Origin of the sequence: Microcella sp., from assembly GCF_019739195.1 — a bacterium.
Classification (GTDB): Bacteria; Actinomycetota; Actinomycetes; order Actinomycetales; family Microbacteriaceae; genus Microcella.
Genome location: NZ_JAHHDS010000003.1, coordinates 1,491,505 through 1,510,159, shown reverse-complemented (window position 1 = coordinate 1,510,159; position 18,655 = coordinate 1,491,505). Strand labels below are relative to the sequence as shown.

General features: G+C 65.5%; 19 protein-coding genes, 2 tRNA genes and 1 riboswitch. Of the genes, 12 read left to right on the top strand and 9 right to left on the bottom strand.

The annotated features are described in order from the left end of the window. Complete coding sequence (locus tag KL788_RS09055; RefSeq protein ID WP_293170562.1) at positions 1-972, top strand: D-alanine--D-alanine ligase family protein; 972 nt, start codon at positions 1-3, stop codon at positions 970-972. Positions 973-982: 10 nt separating this feature from the next. Here KL788_RS09055 and KL788_RS09050 read toward each other — a convergent pair whose 3' ends face one another. The 9 genes from KL788_RS09050 to rpmH form a co-directional block, all read right to left on the bottom strand. Next, positions 983-1,960, bottom strand: a complete 978-nt coding sequence (locus tag KL788_RS09050; protein WP_293173273.1) for an IS481 family transposase — start codon at positions 1,958-1,960, stop codon at positions 983-985. A 92-nt stretch (positions 1,961-2,052) separates the two neighbouring features. After that, positions 2,053-3,000 carry a ParB/RepB/Spo0J family partition protein gene (locus KL788_RS09045; protein WP_293170560.1) on the bottom strand — a complete coding sequence of 316 codons (948 nt, stop codon included), beginning with the start codon at positions 2,998-3,000 and terminating at the stop codon, positions 2,053-2,055. Further along, positions 3,000-3,914 (bottom strand): ParA family protein, encoded by a 915-nt coding sequence (locus KL788_RS09040; protein WP_293170558.1) that lies wholly within the window; start codon positions 3,912-3,914, stop codon positions 3,000-3,002. Before KL788_RS09040 ends, KL788_RS09045 begins: the two co-directional genes overlap by 1 nt. 85 nt (positions 3,915-3,999) lie before the next feature. After that, positions 4,000-4,644, bottom strand: a complete 645-nt coding sequence (gene rsmG, locus KL788_RS09035) for a 16S rRNA (guanine(527)-N(7))-methyltransferase RsmG (RefSeq protein WP_293173270.1) — start codon at positions 4,642-4,644, stop codon at positions 4,000-4,002. Between the two features lie 61 nt (positions 4,645-4,705). Beyond that, complete coding sequence (locus tag KL788_RS09030) at positions 4,706-5,227, bottom strand: protein jag (protein ID WP_293170556.1); 522 nt, start codon at positions 5,225-5,227, stop codon at positions 4,706-4,708. A 3-nt stretch (positions 5,228-5,230) separates the two neighbouring features. Beyond that, positions 5,231-6,190: a membrane protein insertase YidC gene (yidC, locus tag KL788_RS09025; protein ID WP_293170554.1), complete on the bottom strand. Its 960-nt coding sequence runs from the start codon at positions 6,188-6,190 to the stop codon at positions 5,231-5,233. A 9-nt stretch (positions 6,191-6,199) separates the two neighbouring features. Next, on the bottom strand, positions 6,200-6,505 hold the full coding sequence (gene yidD / locus KL788_RS09020) for a membrane protein insertion efficiency factor YidD (protein WP_293173267.1): 306 nt from the start codon (positions 6,503-6,505) through the stop codon (positions 6,200-6,202). 8 nt (positions 6,506-6,513) lie between these two features. Further along, on the bottom strand, positions 6,514-6,855 hold the full coding sequence (rnpA, locus tag KL788_RS09015) for a ribonuclease P protein component (protein ID WP_293170552.1): 342 nt from the start codon (positions 6,853-6,855) through the stop codon (positions 6,514-6,516). Between the two features lie 8 nt (positions 6,856-6,863). After that, positions 6,864-7,001, bottom strand: coding sequence for a 50S ribosomal protein L34 (rpmH, locus tag KL788_RS09010; RefSeq protein WP_293170550.1), 138 nt, complete (start codon positions 6,999-7,001; stop codon positions 6,864-6,866). Between the two features lie 282 nt (positions 7,002-7,283). On the opposite strand from rpmH, the gene dnaA reads away from it, so the two are divergent. From dnaA to KL788_RS08955, 11 genes are all read left to right on the top strand, one after another. Continuing rightward, positions 7,284-8,696, top strand: coding sequence for a chromosomal replication initiator protein DnaA (gene dnaA, locus KL788_RS09005; RefSeq protein WP_293170548.1), 1,413 nt, complete (start codon positions 7,284-7,286; stop codon positions 8,694-8,696). 399 nt (positions 8,697-9,095) lie between these two features. Beyond that, positions 9,096-10,238: a DNA polymerase III subunit beta gene (gene dnaN / locus KL788_RS09000; RefSeq protein WP_293170546.1), complete on the top strand. Its 1,143-nt coding sequence runs from the start codon at positions 9,096-9,098 to the stop codon at positions 10,236-10,238. 5 nt (positions 10,239-10,243) lie between these two features. Then, a complete protein-coding gene (gene recF, locus KL788_RS08995; protein WP_293170544.1) occupies positions 10,244-11,392 on the top strand; it encodes a DNA replication/repair protein RecF in 1,149 nt (382 codons plus the stop codon). A gap of 5 nt (positions 11,393-11,397) precedes the next feature. Further along, the gene (locus tag KL788_RS08990; protein ID WP_293173264.1) at positions 11,398-11,904 is read left to right on the top strand and encodes a DUF721 domain-containing protein; all 507 of its coding nucleotides are present in this window, start codon (positions 11,398-11,400) and stop codon (positions 11,902-11,904) included. A gap of 174 nt (positions 11,905-12,078) precedes the next feature. After that, complete coding sequence (gene gyrB, locus KL788_RS08985; RefSeq protein WP_293170542.1) at positions 12,079-14,061, top strand: DNA topoisomerase (ATP-hydrolyzing) subunit B; 1,983 nt, start codon at positions 12,079-12,081, stop codon at positions 14,059-14,061. A 48-nt stretch (positions 14,062-14,109) separates the two neighbouring features. Further along, entirely contained in the window at positions 14,110-16,716 is a 2,607-nt protein-coding gene (gyrA, locus tag KL788_RS08980; protein WP_293170540.1) for a DNA gyrase subunit A, read from the top strand. After that, positions 16,713-17,120 (top strand): DUF3566 domain-containing protein, encoded by a 408-nt coding sequence (locus KL788_RS08975; protein ID WP_293170538.1) that lies wholly within the window; start codon positions 16,713-16,715, stop codon positions 17,118-17,120. Before gyrA ends, KL788_RS08975 begins: the two co-directional genes overlap by 4 nt. Before the next feature lie 64 nt (positions 17,121-17,184). Further along, positions 17,185-17,258 (top strand) — tRNA-Ile (locus KL788_RS08970). Positions 17,259-17,324: 66 nt separating this feature from the next. Further along, positions 17,325-17,397, top strand: a tRNA-Ala gene (locus KL788_RS08965). Between the two features lie 233 nt (positions 17,398-17,630). Further along, the gene (locus tag KL788_RS08960) at positions 17,631-18,206 is read left to right on the top strand and encodes a uridine kinase family protein (RefSeq protein ID WP_293170536.1); all 576 of its coding nucleotides are present in this window, start codon (positions 17,631-17,633) and stop codon (positions 18,204-18,206) included. 37 nt (positions 18,207-18,243) lie between these two features. Beyond that, a riboswitch (guanidine-III (ykkC-III) riboswitch) is annotated at positions 18,244-18,309 on the top strand. An 11-nt stretch (positions 18,310-18,320) separates the two neighbouring features. Continuing rightward, positions 18,321-18,647 carry a DMT family transporter gene (locus KL788_RS08955; RefSeq protein WP_293170534.1) on the top strand — a complete coding sequence of 109 codons (327 nt, stop codon included), beginning with the start codon at positions 18,321-18,323 and terminating at the stop codon, positions 18,645-18,647. The last annotated feature ends 8 nt before the right edge of the window (positions 18,648-18,655 follow it).

Genomic DNA, 18,655 nt, shown 5'->3' with positions numbered 1-18,655 from the left:
ATGACCGGTACAGACTCCAGTGCCGCGCAGCGCGTGCTCGTGCTCGCCGGCGGCATCTCGCACGAGCGTGACATCTCGCTCAAGTCGGGTCGACGTGTCGCCGACGGGCTCGCCGCGCACGGGCTGCAGGTCGAGCTTCGCGACCCCGATGCCACCCTGCTGCCCGCGCTGCTCGCCGATCGACCCGAGGTCATCTGGCCGACGCTGCACGGCGCGAGCGGAGAAGACGGGGCCCTGCGCAGCCTGCTCGAGTTTCTCGGCATCCCCTACGTGGGCTCGACCGCGAGCGCGACACGGCTGGCCTGGGACAAGCCCCGGGCCAAGACGCTCGTCGAGCGCGCGGGGGTTCCGACGCCGCACTCGATCACACTGACGCGTGACGCGTTCCGCGAGCTCGGCGCCGAGAGCGTGCTCTCGGCCGTGCAGCACGAGCTGCCGCCCCCCGTCGCGGTGAAGCCTGCCCAGGGCGGCTCGGCGCAGGGCGTGAGCCTCGTGAGCACCGACGACGAGCTGCGGCGTGCGATGGTGCTCGCCTACACCTACTGCGATGTCGCGCTCATCGAGCAGCGCATCACGGGCGTCGAGGTGGCCATCGGCATCATCGACACCGGTGATGGTCCGGTTGCTCTGCCGCCCGTCGAGATCGAGCCGCTGTCGGGCGTGTACGGCTTCGAGGCGCGCTACAACGCGGGGGAGACCCGCTTCTACGCTCCGGCGCGCATCGACGATGACACGGCCGCCCGCGCCACCGAGGTGGCGCTCGCCGCGCATCGCGCGCTCGGGCTGCGGCACATCAGCCGCATCGACCTCATCATCGACGGCGCGGGAACGCCGTGGTTTCTCGAGGCCAGCGTCATGCCAGGACTCACCGAGACCTCGACCTTCGCGCTCGCGCTCGAGGCCGCAGGGCACGACGTCGGGTGGGTCTACGCCGAGCTCGCGCAGACGGCGTGGCGCGAGGCTCGCGCCTAGCTGTACCCGGTCATGACGTTGGTGACACTCGGCTGATCGGCGGCAGGCCTCCGCAAGCGGTGTGGCCTCGAGCGTAGTTGTAATGCTCAAGCCACGGCGAGAGAGCATCGTGACGAGCTTGGTTGGTCAAGAACGGATGCCGATAAGCCCAGTTCTCCTGCAGGGTTCTGTTGAACCGTTCAGCCTTGCCGTTCTGCCATGGGCAGTGCGGCCGCGTCGTCACGTGCCGTGCGCCCAGCAGTCTCAACGTGTCTTGGAACGCGTGGGAGATGACGTAGTTCTTGGCGTTGTCCGTCATCACCGCTCGAATCGCCACGCCGTGCTGGGCGAAGAACGCTGCCGCGGCGGTGAGGAACGCCGCGCACGTGGCGCCTTTCTCATCCGGCAGAATCTGCGCAAACGCGAGCCGGGAGTGGTCATCGACGGCGACGTGAACGTAGTCGAACCCGAGCTTGGCTGACTTCACGCGGCCGCGATTGTGATCGATGACGGCAGGGCCGTCGATTCTCCACCCGCCGCCGTCAGGAATGCGACCGAGCTTCTTCACGTCGACGTGGATCAGATCGCCGGGCCTCTCGTGCTCGTAACGCAGCTGCGTGGTCCGGGAGGCGCGAATACGAATCCCGGTGACCGGGTCCAGCTCATGCAGGCGCGGCAGCCCTGCTCGAGCGATGATCCGAGACGCCGTCGAGGCGCTGACCGTGAAGCGCAACGCCAACTCGTCACGGCCGATGCGTTCGGCCTGACGGACCGCAATCAGCTCCCTGACGACCGTGGACGGCGTCGCCGTCGGTGATCGCCGTGGCCTCGATGAGCGATCGATTAAACCCGCAGCGCCGTGGCTGCGGAAGCGGCCCACCCATCGGTGCGCGCACTGGCGCGAAACACCGAGTTCTTTCGCGACGTGCGAGATCGGGCGGCCCTGCAGCACCCGTTGAACCAGGATCATTCGGCCGGCGGGCGCCAGCCTCGCATTACGGTGGACCAAGAGAAGGCCTTCCTCTTCGATGGCGTTAGACACCACTCAGAATGAAGGCCTTCTCCTCAACTCCGTGTCACCAACCTGCTGACCGGGTACACCTAGCGGAAGCCGTCGTCGCCGAGTTCGCCGAGAATGCGGTTGAGGTCGGCCACGGTCGCGAAGTCGATCACGAGCGAGCCCTTCTTTTGGCCGAGCGAGATCGAGACGCGGGTGTTGAGCCGATCACCTAGCCGTTCCGCGATCTCGTTGAGCTGACCCTGGCGCGAGCCCGCTACGGGCTTCTTGGCCGCCTTCTTCGCCGACGTGCCGTTGAGCAGCGCGGCCGCGGCTTCAGCCTGTCGCACCGAAAGCTCTTCGTTGACGATCTTGTCAGAGAGCTTGAGCATGGCCTGCGCATTCGGGGCGGCGAGAATCGCCCTCGCGTGGCCGGCCGTCAGAACGCCGGCGGCGACGCGCGCCTGCACGGCCTCGGGCAGCTTCAGCAGCCGCAGGGTGTTGGTGATCTGCGGTCGCGACCGACCGAGGCGCTCGGCGAGTTGCTCCTGAGTGATGCCGAAGTCGTCGAGCAGCTGGTGGTAGGCGCTCGCTTCTTCGAGCGCGTTCAGCTGGGCACGGTGCAGATTCTCGAGCAGAGCATCCCGCAGCATGGCGTCGTCAGCCGTATTGCGCACGATCGCAGGAATCGTCTCGAGGCCCGCGATCGTGGATGCTCGCAACCGCCGCTCGCCCATGATCAGCTCGTACTGCGCCTCGCCGGCTGCCGCACCCGCGCGCTCGCGCACCACGATCGGCTGCAGAATGCCGAACTCACGCACCGAGTGCACGAGCTCGGCGAGCTCTTCTTCGCGGAACTCCGTGCGCGGCTGCTGCGGGTTGGGCACGATGTCGCTCGGCGCGATCGCCGCAAGCCGGGCGCCAGGAACCGCAGCCAGATCGGCCGCGTTGACGGGAGCAGGAAAGAAGACGTCGACGGGGCGCTCGCCCTCGCCGGTCGGGATGAGTGCTCCGATGCCGCGACCGAGACCGGTGCGCTTGGGTCCGGCCATCAGGCGGCGCTCCCGCGACGGGCGATCTCGGCGGCGGCCTCGAGGTACGAGAGCGACCCGGGGGAGCCCTCGTCATAGCTGATGACGCTCTGGCCGTAGCTCGGCGCCTCGCTGATGCGCACCGAGCGCGGAATCAGAGTGTCGAGCACCTGCTCGGGAAAGTGCTCGCGCACATCGCTCACGACCTGGTTGGCGAGGTTGGTACGCGAGTCGTACATGGTCAGCAGGATCGTCGAGACCCGCAACTGCGGGTTCAGGTGCCGCTCGATGAGCTGAATGCTGTTGAGTAGCTGGCTCAGCCCTTCGAGGGCGTAGTACTCGCACTGGATGGGGATGAGAACCTCGCGCGCCGCGACGAAGGCGTTGATCGTCAGCAGGCCGAGCGAGGGCGGGCAGTCGATGAAGACGTAGTGGAACTGCTCGTTGGTCGTCGTGAGAAAGGTGTCGAGCGCCGTGCGCAGTCGCTGCTCGCGCGCGACGAGCGAGACGAGCTCGATCTCGGCACCGGCGAGGTGGATGGTCGCGGGCACGCAGTACAGCTGCTCGAACTCGGGGCTCTTCTGCACGACATCGGCGAGGGGCGAGTCGCCGACGACCACGTCGTAGACGCTGGGCGTGTCAGCACGATGCTCGACCCCGAGCGCCGTCGACGCATTGCCCTGCGGGTCGAGGTCGATCACGAGAACTCGGGCACCCGAGCGCGCGAGCGCGGCGGCAAGGTTGACGGTCGTGGTGGTCTTGCCGACTCCGCCCTTCTGATTCGAGACGGTAATCACGCGCGTGACCGCAGGCAGCGGCAGGTCGGTGTCGGCGAGAGCAAGCCGACGCCGGGTGATCTCCGCGACCTCCCGCGCCAGCGGCGTGGTCTCGTCGTACGGCGTCTCGGTCGTCACAGCCCAGCCTCCAGCTTGCAATGTTTCACGTGAAACGGTCGGCCCCGCGGCCCCCGTGCGGCATCGACTCGCGAGCCCTGCACCGCAGTCGCGGTGCCGCTCTCCGTCAGGATGCCCCGCCTACTGTAGCCCGAAACAGTCGCGTGACTTCGGGCACGACTCCAGCCCCGAGCTCTAGCACTTCGACATCATGCACCCGATGCTTGCGGATGACCGCTGAAGCCGCCGCGATCTCATCACTCACACGTGCGCCCTTGAGGAACAGCAGCTCGCCCTCCGGCCGCACGAGCGGAGCAACGAGGGGGATGAGCTTCGACAATGCGCTCACCGCGCGCGCCGTCACCTGGTCGAAGCGACCCGCCTCGAGCGCGCCCGTACCGGCGACCTCTTCTGCTCTGGCTCGCAGCACTGTGACGTTCGTGAGGCCGAGGCGCTGAGTCTCGGCCAGCAGCCAGTCAGTGCGTCGCTCCATGGGTTCGATGAGCACGAGGTCGACGTCGGGGCGGGCAATGGCGAGCACGAGTCCGGGCAGGCCGACACCGCTGCCGACATCACCCACTCTCCCGCCAGCACGCAGGTACGGGCCGACGAGAGCGCAGTTGATGATGTGGCGCGACCACAGGCGCGAGGCCTCGAGCGGACCGATCAGACCGAGCTGCTCGCCGAACTGCGCGAGGTCGGCCGTGAATCGACGTGCAAGCTCGATGCGATCTCCGAACACCTGCAGGGCGCTCTCCGGCTCCGACTCCAGGGGCGCGGCGGGTCGACCCGATGAGGGGCCGAATGTTTCACGTGAAACAGTGGGGGAGTCGTCAGCCACGTCGAATGACGGTGTGGCGCTCAGAACCCTCACCCTCGGACTCGGAGGTGAAGCCGCGCTCAGAGACGAGGTCGTGCACGAGCTTGCGCTCGTAGCTCGACATCGGCGGCAGGGCGGCCGACGCTGCGCCGGCCTCGATGCGCTCGACCGCACGATCGACCAGGCGCTGAAGCTCTTCGGCGCGGGCATCGCGCGAGCCGGCGATGTCGAGGATCAGGCGGGAGAACTCGCCGGTCTTGGCGTGCACCGCGAGTCGAGTGAGTTCTTGCAGCGCGCCGACGGTGTCGGGCTTCGACAGCAGGCGGAGGGCATCCGGTTCGTCAGCCTCGACGGTCAGGTACACCCGACCAGCGCGCGTGGCGATCTCGATGTCTCCATCGAGGTCGGCCAGGTCGAGCAGCTCTTCGAGGTAATCGGCCGCGATGTCGCCCTCGTCGATCGCGGATGACTCGTCGACCTCCGGAGCGTCGGTGGGAGCGTCGGTGATGGTCGGGGTCTCAGTGGTGTCGCTCATGAGTCAGCGGCCGCCCTTCTTCTTCGCACGGTTCTTGCTGACAGGTTGAGTGCGCTGCGGCTTCTTGGGCTCCTCGACGGCCAGGGTTCCTGGCTCGTCTTCAATGATCTCGGGGAGGCCCCGACGTTGCCGGCGCTTGGCAAGACGGGCCTCGCGTGCGAGGGCCGCATCGCTGCCCGGGGTCGGCATGTTCCTGATGACGATGAACTGCTGCACCATCGTCCAGATGTTCGAGACGAACCAGTAGAACATCACGCCGAGGGGGAAGGCCACGCCGGAGAAGAGGAAGACCAGCGGCAGGATGTAGAGCAGGATGCGCTGCTGCCGGTACATCGGCGAGGCCTTCATCTCTGGGCTCTGGTTCTTCGACATGATCTGCAGCTGCGTGATGAACTGCGATGCCGTCATGAGGATGATGAGCACGATCGCGATCACGATGACCCAGACATTGCCGTCTGAGGTGAGCATGGTCGAGCCGAGGGGGGCGATGCCGAAGAGCGTCGCGCTGCCGAACTCCGCCGAGAGCTGCTCGTTGAGAAGGCCTACGCCCGAGAGTCCGTTGAACGAGCTGTTGAGCACCGAGAACAGGCCGAAGAAGATCGGCATCTGCAGCAGGATCGGCAGGCACGACGACAGAGGGTTCGTGCCGTGCTTCTTGTAGAGCGCCATGGTCTCGCGCGACATGGCCTCACGCGAGAACTGGTCGCGTTTGCCCTTGTACTTGTCTTGGATCTTCTTGAGGTCGGGTGAGATCTCGAGCATCTTGCGCTGGTTCTTGATCTGGCGCACGAAGACGGGGATGAGGGCGGCACGCACGACGACGACGAGGCCCGCGATCGAGAGCACCCACGTGAGGCCGGCCTCGCTCTCGAGACCCATGAACGTGAACAGCCAGTGGAAGCCCACGAGAATCGCCTCGATGGCCCATTTGATGGGCCAGAGGATGATGGCGAAGATGTCCATGGTGGCGGGTTATGCCTTTCTCTCGAGCACGATCAGGCCCCACCGCGTGCGGCGGTAGGGAGAGTTGTCACGGACGGGCCAGTCGTCGATGCCGCCCTCTGCCCACGGGTGGCAACGAGCCAGCCGACGTGCGGCGAGCCAGCCGCCCTTCGTCACCCCGTGCTCTTGCACAGAGCCCAGCGCGTAGGCCGAGCAGCTCGGGTAATAGCGGCAGACATCACCGTACAACGGTGAGATCACCGCTCGATAGGCCCGCAGCACGATGACCACGGCGTTGCGCGGGATCAGAGCGACCGTCTGCGCGGCGCGCACCACCGTCGTCGTCACCGTGCCACCACCGCCCGTCGCAATCCGTCGCCGATCTCCGAGCGCAGAGTATCCCACCCGACCTCGGGTGAGCCGGGGAGTGCCCGCACCACGATCAGATCGCCGTGCGGAACGGTCGACAGGTGATCGGCGCAGATCGACTGGATGCGACGGCGCACCCGGTTGCGCACGACCGCGCCCCCGACCTTCTTCGACACGACGACGCCGAAGCGTGCAGCGCTATCGCTGCCGTTCGGGATGCGATGCACCACCGCGTGAGGCGTCACGGTTCGCCTGCCACGACGCACAGTCATGACAATTTCGGCGCCCCGGGAGATCCGGTGTGCTCGCGGGAGCACGATAGTGCTCAGGCCGAGAGTTCGGTGCGACCCTTGCGGCGACGAGCGGCCAGGATCGAGCGGCCGGCGCGCGTGCGCATGCGCAGGCGGAAGCCGTGAACCTTGGCGCGACGGCGGTTGTTCGGTTGGAAGGTGCGCTTGGTCATGGCTATCTCCTCGGCCCGGAGGCCAGCGACGATGGAACGAGAATGTCTAGATGCCGTGAATCGGCGTCAGACAGAAGTCAACCGGTTAACAATAGGTCCCGACTCGGTACCGGTCAAACTGCACGCGGCGCGGCCGCATTATCCACACCTGCCCATTGCATCGTTGGTAACGACGCGCCGTGTCGAACTACAGTAGGCGCACGGCCCCCGCGCCCCTCCGTGCGCGGTGCCCACAGACTTATCCACCTGGTTATCCACTGACTCATCCCAAGGAGTTCCGCGATGTCGGACGACACCGAATCCCCCCTCGAGCTGTGGGAGTCGGTGAAGGCGGTGCTCACCGCCGACGAACGCATCACCCCTCAGCTGCATGGGTTCATCAACCTCGTCGAGCCGCGTGGCGTCATGGCCGGCACCTTGTATCTCGAGGTTCCCAACGAGCTGACCCGGGGCATGCTCGAGCAGCGCATCCGTCTTCCTCTGCTCAGTGCCCTCACCTCTGCAGCCGGTGAGACGGTCTCGAGCTTCGCGATCGTCGTCAATCCCGAGATCCAGCATGAAGACCTCGAGGGCAGGTCCGAGCCGCTCGAGGCGAGCCCCTCGTACATCGAGCAATCGGTGCCACCCGCCACCGCAGAAGCCTCGGGTCGGCGCGGCGACAGCCGACTCAACGACAAGTACAGCTTCGACAACTTCGTCATCGGCGGCTCGAACCGATTCGCCCATGCTGCGGCCGTCGCCGTGGCCGAAGCGCCCGCCAAGGCCTACAACCCGCTCTTCATCTATGGCGAGTCGGGCCTGGGCAAGACCCACCTCCTTCACGCCATCGGTCACTACGCCGAAAGCCTGTACCCGGGCATCCGGGTGCGATACGTCTCGAGCGAGGAGTTCACGAACGACTTCATCAACTCGATCGCCAACAACCGCGCGAGCCTCTTCCAGTCGCGCTATCGCGAGATCGACATTCTGCTCATCGACGACATCCAGTTTCTCCAGGGGAAGGACTCGACGCAGGAAGCGTTCTTCCACACCTTCAACACGCTGCATGATCACAACAAGCAGGTGGTCATCACGAGCGACCTGCCGCCGAAGCACCTCACCGGCTTCGAAGACCGCATGCGCAGCCGTTTCGAGTGGGGCCTCATCACCGACGTGCAGGCTCCCGATCTCGAGACGCGCATCGCGATCCTGCGCAAGAAGGCGCAGAACGACAAACTGCAAGTTCGCGACGACGTGCTCGAGTACATAGCCTCGAAGGTCTCGAGCAACATCCGCGAGCTCGAAGGCACGCTCATCCGCGTCACCGCGTTCGCCAACTTGAACCGCACTCCGGTCGACATGCAGCTCGTGCAGACGGTACTGAAAGATCTCATCACCCTCGATGAAGACAACGTCATCGCACCGGTCGACATCATCAATCACACCGCCGCCTACTTCAAGCTGACGGTCGACGACCTCTACGGTTCATCGCGTTCACAGGCTGTGGCCACCGCCCGACAGATCGCCATGTACCTGTGCCGTGAGCTCACGAACCTCTCGCTGCCGAAGATCGGCCAGCTCTTCGGCAACCGCGATCACACCACCGTGATGTACGCGAACAAGAAAATCAGCGACCTCATGAAAGAGCGCCGCTCGATCTACAACCAGGTCACCGAGTTGACCAGTCGTATCAAGCAGAATCACCGCTACAGCTGATCTTTTGTCGCCCGACCCAGTCAACGTCCAGTTTCACTGCACGTTTCGCACACTGGGGAAAGCCTGTGGATAACTTCGTGTCTGCATGGGGATGACCGTGGCACAACTCGTCGTCGGATGTGAAAGTCGACCGAGCTGCGGGTGAACATCCCACGCTCACCACGCAGGTTCTCCCCGGCTCGCACACATCTTGCACCGTTGTAGTTCCCGCTGAATGGGCGGACTCCGCGATGTTATCCACACTGTGAACAGAGGTTAATGATGCTGTTCTCTTCTTTCTTCCATGCCGGATGAGGGATAACTTTTCGAGTCTCGAAGCCCGGCACCCCCACGAGCACGGGCTGTGCCAGTATGGAAGGCCCCGGGCCCACGGGTGAGGTTCGACCGAGAGGGAGCCGCGTGAAGTTCCAGGTCAATCGCGATGTCTTCAGCGAAGGCGTGTCATTCGCCGTGAAGCTTCTTCCGCAGCGCACTACTCTGCCGATTCTCAGCGGCGTGCTGCTGCGTGCCGAAGGCTCGACCGTCACGCTCTCCTCGTTCGACTACGAGGTGTCTGCCCAGACATCGATCACCGCTGACGTCACCGAAGACGGCACCGTGCTCGTGTCGGGCCGGCTGCTCGCCGAGATCGCCTCGCGCCTTCCGAATGCACCCGTCGAGTTCTCCACCGACGACGGCAAGATCGCTGTGCGCTGCGGTTCGGCGCGCTTCACCTTGTCGAGCATGCCCGTCGAGGAGTACCCGAGCCTGCCCGTCGTCGATGGTGCCAGCGGAATTCTGCCGGGTGAGGCGTTCGCCGACGCCGTCGGTCAAGTCTCGGTCGCGGCTTCTCGCGACGATGTGACGCCGGTCATCACGGGCGTGCAGCTCGAGATCGCCGACAACAGGCTGTCGCTCGTGGCCACCGACCGCTATCGCGTCGCCGTTCGCGAGATCGACTGGGAGAGCTCTGCTGTCGCCGAGGGCGTCACCGCTCTGGTTCCCTCACGCACGCTGTCAGAGATCGGCAAGATCTTCGCGCACGCAGCGACCGTGACTGTCACGATCGTCAGCGGGGGCGACCGCGAACTCATCGCCTTCTCGGCCGACCAGAAGACCGTGACCTCGTTGCTCATCAAGGGCAACTTCCCACCCGTAAAGCGCCTCTTCCCCGAGACGGTCGACAACTACGCGGTCATGAACACTGCCGAGCTGATCGAAGCCACCCGCCGCGTGCAGCTCGTGCTCGAGCGCGACGCCGCTCTGCGCTACAGCTTCTCTGACGATGGCCTCACCCTCGAGGCCATCGGCTCTGAGAATGCCCAGGCCTCCGAGACGATCGACGCTCACTTGACCGGCGGTGACACCACGGTGTCGCTCAAGCCGCAGTTCTTGATCGATGGTCTCTCGGCGGTGCACAGCGAGTTCGTGCGCATCTCGTTTACCAAGACCGACAACCCGAACAAGCCGGGGCCTGTGCTCATCACGAGCCAGTCGTCGAAAGACCAGCCGGGCGCTGACAACTACCGCTACCTGCTGCAGCCCAATCTGCTGCTGCGCTGACGCGCGTGCACGTCACGCACCTCGCGCTCACCGACTTTCGCAACTACGAGCGCGCCGAGGTCGCACTCGCCCCGGGTGCGGTGCTTTTCGTCGGCCGCAACGGCCAGGGAAAGACGAACCTCGTTGAGGCGATCGCGTATGCGGGTAGCGCGGCGTCGCACCGCGTCTCGACCGACCAGGCACTCATCCGCTTCGGTGCAGAGTCGGCGACTGTACGGTTGCGGGTGCAGCACGACGATCGCGCGCTCGTCATCGATGTCGAACTGAATCGCTCTTCGCCGAATCGCGCGCAAGTCAACCGCTCGTCGGTTCGGGTGCGTGAACTGCCCCGCTATTTCGCGAGCGTCATTTTTGCCCCCGAAGACCTCTCGCTCGTGCGGGGCGACCCGGGCGTGCGTCGTTCTTTTCTCGACACCCTCGTCGTGCAGCGGTCGCCGCGGTTCGCGGGGGTCATCGCCGACTATGACCGCGTCGTGCGCCAGCGCAACTCGCTGCTCAAGTCGGCGAGAGCATCACGGCTCTCTGCCGACAACCTGCCCACGCTCGACGTGTGGGACGAGCGGCTGGTGAGTCTGGGCACCGAGCTCATCGTTGCGCGCGCTGAGCTCATCGACGCTCTTCGGCCTCACGTCGCCCAGGCCTACGCCGCCGTTGCCGGCGATGATCACACCACCCGACTCTCTCTGAAGCTCAGTATTGATGGCGAGATCGAGGGCGAATCCGTCGAGCACATCGAGATCACAGAGGCGCTCGCAGAAAAATTTCGCTCACGGTTGGCGAGTGTGCGACGGGCCGAGCTCGACCGCGCGGTGACGCTCATCGGGCCGCACCGCGACGACCTCGTGCTGACGCTCAACGAGCTACCCGCCCGTGGCTACGCGAGCCACGGCGAGAGCTGGTCGTACGCACTCGCACTCAAGCTCGCCTCGGCCGAGGTGCTGCGAGCGGACGCGGTCGCCGGCGATCCGGTTCTGATTCTCGACGACGTCTTCGCCGAACTCGACGAAGGGCGCCGAGAGCGTCTGGCTGACGCTGTCGGCGGGTTCGAGCAGGTGCTCATCACCGCGGCAGTCGGCGCTGATGTACCCAAGCGGCTCGCCGCGACGCGCATCGGCATCGCCGCCGGCGCGATCGAGCAACGGGGTGCCGAATGACCGCGATGCCTGACGACACCGAGCCGACCCCGGAAAGCGAGGCGGTCGCCGTCTACCGCCGGTTGCGCCGGGTGTTCGGCGACCCGTCGATGCGTTCCTCCGATGCGCGCCGACGCGCGATCAAGACTCCTGGAGCATCGTCACCCTTCGGTGCCGGTCGAGACCCGGAAGGCATCGGCGACGTGCTCGAGGGCATGACCCGGTCTCTCGGCTGGACCTCGCCGCTCGCGCGCGGCGAGCTGCTCACCTCGTGGCCCGAGCTCGTCGGCGCTGACGTCGCCGCGCACTGCGAGCCCGCGGGCATCGACGAGGGCGTGCTCACGGTGCAGTGCGACTCGACCGCCTGGGCGACCCAGTTGCGCCTCATGCGGGCCGACATTCTCACCACGATTCTGCGTCGGTATCCCGAGGCGCAGGTGTCGAGCATCCGCTTCACCGGGCCCGGAGCACCGAGCTGGAAGCGGGGCCCGCGCTCCGTTCCGGGCCGAGGGCCCCGCGACACCTACGGTTGAGCCTCGAGCGGCCGAGAAACAAATCACTCCACCTGTGTCGCGAAATCTCCCCAGAGGCCCCGTCTGGCGGCTCTGGGGGGCATTAACTTGGTAGGATGGACCCGCTGCTGGGAGCCCCATCCGGGCCCCCGTGATCGGCCACCACGATCGACCTCGGCGGGAGCCCTACGTTCTATGACGACCTCGTCCCCCACCCCTCGGAACGACCACAGCTACGACGCCGGAGACATTCAGGTTCTCGAGGGCCTCGAGGCCGTGCGCAAGCGGCCGGGCATGTACATCGGCTCGACGGGCCCGCGCGGGCTGCACCACTTGGTCTACGAGATCGTCGACAACTCGGTCGATGAGGCACTCGCCGGGCACTGCGACACGATCCACATCACACTGCTCGCCGATGGCGGGGTCAAGGTCGTCGACAACGGCCGCGGAATCCCGGTCGACGAGCACCCCGTCGAGAAGAAATCGACGGTCGAGGTCGTGCTCACGATTCTGCACGCCGGCGGCAAGTTCGGCGGCGGCGGCTACGCGGTGTCGGGTGGTCTGCACGGAGTCGGCAGCTCGGTGGTCAACGCGCTCTCGAAGCGACTCGCCGTCGAGGTGCGCCGCCAGGGCAGCGTCTGGCGCCAGAGCTACCAGAACGGTGTGCCGGATGCTCCTCTCGCGCAGGCGGAGAAGACCGACTCGACCGGCACGACGATCACCTTCTGGCCGAACGACGACATCTTCGAGACCGTCGAGTTCGACTTCGAGACGCTGCGCACACGCTTTCAGCAGATGGCCTTCTTGAACAAGGGGCTGCGCATCACGATCGCCGACGAGCGTCGTGATGCCGATGCCGCCGCCGATGCAGAAGATCGACGCGAAGAGTTCCTTTATGAGAAGGGCCTCGTCGACTACGTCGAGTTCTTGAACTCGGCCAAGAAGATCGAGGTCGTGCACCCCGAGATCATCTCGTTCGAGTCAGAAGACACTGAGCGCCGCATCGCGCTCGAAGTGGCCATGCAGTGGACCAACGCTTACTCCGAGTCGGTGCACACCTACGCCAACACGATCAACACGCACGAGGGCGGTACGCACGAAGAGGGCTTTCGTGCCGCGCTGACGACGCTCGTCAACAAGTACGCCCGCGAGAAGGGCATTCTCAAGGAGAAAGACGAGAATCTCTCGGGCGACGACGTTCGCGAGGGTCTCACCGCGGTCATCTCGATCAAGCTGGGCGAGCCGCAGTTCGAGGGTCAGACAAAGACCAAGCTCGGCAACACCGAGGCGAAGTCGTTCGTGCAGAAGATCACCGGCGAGCACCTGGCCGACTGGTTCGAACGCAACCCCGTGCAGGCGAAAGACGTGATCCGCAAGGCGCTGCAGGCCTCGGCCGCGCGCATCGCCGCGCGCAAGGCGCGCGAGCAGACCCGGCGCAAAGGGCTGCTCGAATCGGGCGGCATGCCCGGCAAGCTCAAAGACTGCCAGTCGAAAGACCCCTCGCTGAGCGAGATCTTCATCGTCGAGGGTGACTCGGCCGGGGGCTCCGCCGTGCAGGGGCGCAACCCCGAGACCCAGGCGATCCTGCCGCTGCGCGGCAAGATTCTCAACGTCGAGAAGGCGCGTCTCGACCGCGCGCTCGGCAACGCCGAGGTGCAGGCGATGATCACGGCCTTCGGTGCGGGCATCGGAGAAGACTTCGACCCCGACAAGGTTCGCTATCACAAGATCGTGCTCATGGCCGATGCCGATGTCGACGGCCAGCACATCACGACTCTGCTGCTCACCCTGCTCTTCCGCTACATGCGACCCCTCATCGACCTCGGCTACGTCTACCTCGCGCAGCCGCCGCTCTACCGCTTGAAGTGGACCAACGCCGATCACGAGTACGTCTACAGCGACCGCGAGCGCGACGCGCTCATGGAAGCCGGCGTCGCGGCCGGCAAGCGCATCCCGAAAGACAACGGTGTTCAGCGCTACAAGGGTCTCGGCGAGATGAACCACCAAGAGCTGTGGGACACGACGATGAACCCCGAGTCGCGCACCCTGTTGCAGGTGACTCTCGACGACGCGGCCATGGCCGACAGCGTGTTCTCGACCCTTATGGGCGAAGACGTCGAGTCGCGCCGCACGTTCATCCAGCAGAACGCGAAAGACGTGCGCTTCCTCGACATCTAGTGCTGGTTGCCGCACTCCGATCACACCACCACCAAAAGGATTCCCCTCATGGCAGACGACACCACCGGCACCGAGCCGGTCGACTACGGACCGGGCGGCAGGGTCAACCAGGTCGACCTCCAGCTCGAGATGCAGCGGTCGTACCTCGACTACGCCATGAGCGTCATCGTCGGGCGCGCCCTGCCCGACGTGCGCGACGGTCTCAAGCCCGTGCACCGCCGCGTGATCTACGCGATGTTCGACGGCGGCTACCGCCCCGACAAGGCCTACTCGAAGTGCTCGCGCGTCGTCGGTGACGTCATGGGGCAGTTCCACCCGCACGGCGACTCGGCCATCTACGACGCGCTCGTGCGCCTGGTGCAGCCGTGGTCGATGCGGTATCCGCTCGCCGCCGGGCAGGGCAACTTCGGGTCGCCCGGCAACGACGGTGCCGCGGCCCCTCGGTACACCGAGACCAAGATGGCTCCGCTCGCCATGGAGATGGTGCGCGACATCGAGGAAGACACCGTCGACTTCCAAGACAACTACGACGGCAGAACGCGCGAGCCGAGCATCCTGCCCGCCCGCTTCCCGAACCTGCTCGTCAACGGCTCGGTCGGCATCGCGGTTGGCATGGCCACCAACATTCCTCCCCACAACCTGCGCGAAGTCGCCTCGGCCGCACTGTGGCACCTCGAGAATCCTGACGCCGACCGCGAGAGCCTGCTCGAGGCCATACTGCAGCGGGTCAAGGGCCCCGACTTCCCGACCGGTGCACAGATTCTCGGCGTCAAGGGCATCCACGATGCTTATCGCACCGGCCGCGGCTCCATCACCATGCGCGCGGTCGTCACCGTCGAAGAGATCCAGGGCCGCACCTGCCTTGTCATCACCGAGCTGCCGTACCAGGTCAACCCCGACAACCTGGCGATCAAGATCGCCGACCTCGTCAAAGAGGGCAAGCTCGGCGGCATCGCCGACATTCGCGACGAGTCATCGGGCCGCACGGGCCAGCGCCTCGTCATCGTGCTCAAGCGCGACGCGGTCGCGAAGGTCGTGCTCAACAACCTCTACAAGCACACGCAGCTGCAAGACAACTTCGGCGCCAACATGCTCGCGATCGTCGATGGCGTGCCGCGCACGCTGCCGATCGACGGCTTCATCACCTACTGGGTGTCGCACCAGATCGAGGTCATCGTGCGCCGCACGGCGTTCCGCCTTGCGAAGGCCGAGGCAGACGCTCACATTCTGCGCGGCTACCTCAAGGCGCTGGATGCTCTCGACGAGGTCATCGCCCTCATTCGTCGCTCGCAGACCACGGAAGAAGCCCGCGACGGCCTCATGCAGCTGCTCGACGTTGACGAGCTGCAGGCGACGGCGATCCTCAACCTGCAACTGCGCCGACTCGCTGCGCTCGAGCGCCAGAAGATCCAAGATCAGGCGGAAGAGCTCGAGCGGCTCATCGCTGATTACCAGGCGATTCTTGCGAGCCCCGAGCGGCAGCGCTCGATCGTGAGCGATGAGCTCACCGAGATCGTCGACCGCTACGGCGATGACCGGCGCACCGAGATCATGTTCGGCTTCGACGGAGACATGAGCGTCGAAGACCTGATTCCCGAAGAGGAGATGGTTGTCACCGTCACGCGCGGCGGCTACATCAAGCGCACGCGCAGCGACAACTACCGCTCGCAGCACCGCGGCGGCAAGGGCGTCAAGGGTGCGCAGCTGCGCGCCGACGATGTCGTCGAGCACTTCTTCGTGACCACGACGCACCACTGGCTGCTGTTCTTCACCACCACGGGCCGGGTCTACCGCCTGAAGACCTACGAGATTCAAGAGGCCGGCCGCGACGCCAAGGGCCAACACGTCGCCAACCTGCTGGCGCTGCAGCCGGGGGAGGAGATCGCGCAGATTCTCGACATTCGCGACTACTCCGTCGCGCAGCATCTCGTGCTCGCGACCCGGCGGGGCCTCGTCAAGAAGACGGCGCTGACCGAGTACGACACCAACCGCACGGGCGGCATCATCGCCATCAACCTGCGCGAGGGAGACACTCTGGTCTCGGCCATGCTCGCCGACGACTCCGACGACATCCTGCTCGTCTCACGGCTCGGAATGTCGTTGCGCTTCACGGCCGACGACTCGGCCTTGCGCCCGATGGGCCGCTCGACCTCGGGTGTCACGGGTATGAAGTTCCGCGCGAACGACGAACTGCTCTCGGCCTCCGTGGTGGGCGACCGCGGCTACGTCTTCGTCGTCACCGAGGGCGGCTACGCCAAACGCACCGATGTCGACCAGTACCGCATCCAGCAGCGCGGTGGCCTCGGCATCAAGGTCGCGAAGCTCAGTGACGACCGCGGCGCGCTCGCCGGCGGTCTGATCGTGGCCGACGACGACGAGGTGCTCGTGGTGATGCAAAACGGCAAGGTGGTACGCTCCTCGGTGGCCGAAGTGCCCGCTAAGGGCCGCGACACCATGGGGGTCGTGTTCGCCAGGCCGGACGACGACGACCGCATCATCGCGATCGCCCGCAACAGCGAACGCAACCTGGTCGACCCTGACGCGGAGCCCGTAGAGGCTGAAACCGATGGCCGAGAAGCGGCCAGTATTGAAAACACAGACGACACCGCCGAGACTGCATCACAGGTCGAGGTCGGAAAGGACGAGAACGAGTGAGTACTGTCGCCGAGAAGCTGCAGCGCAAGTCGCAGCGCCAGGCCCCCACCAAACAGGTGCGCCTCAAGCTCGTCTACATCGACTTCTGGTCGGCGGTGAAGCTCTCGTTCCTCGTCGCCATCTGCGGCGCGATCCTGCTGCTCGTTGCCACGCTGTTCGTGTGGATCGTGCTCAACTCGCTCGGCGTCATCGAGCAGGTCGACTCGGTCTTCAGCGACATCATCGGCGACGAAGCGACGAGCCTTGCCAGCGTCTTCTCGCTCGGTCAGGTCATGTTCTTCGCGAGCATTGTGGCCGTGCTGAACATCGTGGGCGGCACCGCCATCGGCGCGATCAGCGCCCTTCTCTACAACCTCAGCGTGCGCCTCACCGGCGGACTGCTCGTCGGCTTCACCAACAACTGATCGGCCGCCTCCGCCCGATTGGGAGGAGGCTCACCGGGTGCGGTACAGTCGTACCCGGTCTTACGGGGATATAGCTCAGGCGGTTAGAGCGCTTCGCTGATAACGAAGAGGTCCGAGGTTCAAGTCCTCGTATCCCCACGCGATGTTCTTCTATCGCGCCGCCGCTCCTACGGCGCGATGCCGCTTCGGTAGAATCGAAGCAACGGGGCCTTAGCTCAATTGGTAGAGCGCCTGCTTTGCAAGCAGGAGGTCAGGAGTTCGATTCTCCTAGGCTCCACTCCTTGCCCGCCGCTCTCTTGCCCGCGCTCAGGCTCGACGCGCAACCGCATAACCTGCGGTCGCGGGGTTCGATTCTCCTAGGCTCCACTCCATTTTCTGATCGCGCCGCCGCTCCTGCGGCGCGATGCCGCTTCCGCGTCACGAGCGCGGTCGCGACGCTTCGCGTCTCGGCTCGGGGTTGCACGGAGGCGCTCCTGCGGCGCGATGCCGCTTCCGCGAGACAATGGGGCGATGAGCCCTCGTACGGTCGGCATCGACGAGGTCGTCACGCAGATCACTGCGCTGCGGGATGCTCGCACGCCCGTGATCGTGGGGATCGACGGCGCGGGCGGCTCCGGCAAAAGCACCCTCGCGGCCGCGATTGCGGAAAGGCTCGGCGCCGACGCCGTCGTGATTCCGATGGACGACTTCATCGTGCGCGAACGCATGCTCGACGACTCGTGGGATCGGGGTTGGGATCACGATCGGCTTCTGCAGCAGGTCATCACTCCGTTACGCCGCGGCGAACCTGTCGTCTATCAGCGACGGGAGTGGTCGTCGAATTCTCTGAGCGATCCGATCGCTGTGCCCGGAGCCTCGATCGTGATCGTGGAAGGCATCACGGCGCTGCACCCGACGCTGGCACCGCACTGGGATCTCGCGATCTGGGTCGAGACCGATGCGATGATCGCTCTCGAGCGGGGCCGAGCGCGCGACGCTGGCAACGAGAATGCTCAGCACTGGGAGCTCTGGTCGAGCAACGACGCGCGCTATCGCGCCGAACACGAACCGCACGGCCGTGCCGACCTCATCGTGCGCGGCGCGTGATGCACAGTGCATGAGCAGGTTGCCGTGCAACTCTAGAGTTGAGCTCGAGAGAGAGCCCCCGGACGAGGTATCCCGTACCCGGACAGCGACAAGACGGGTCAGAAGGCTGACCTCATGTCGTGGATCATCTTGCTCGCCTCGGGCGTGCTCGAAGCCGTCTGGGCTACCGCCTTGGGAGCATCCAAAGGCTTCACCAAGATCGTGCCGTCGATCGTCTTTCTCGTCGCCCTCGCCCTCAGCATGCTCGGACTCGCTATCGCCATGCGCGAGATTCCGACCGGCACCGCGTATGCAGTGTGGGTTGGCGTCGGCGCGAGCCTGACGATCGTCTGGGCCATGATCACCGGCGCCGAGACCGCCTCAGTGATCAAGCTGCTACTCGTGCTCGGCATCGTCGCGTGCGTCGTGGCGCTCAAGCTCGTGAGCGACGTCGAGCACTGAGAACCGGC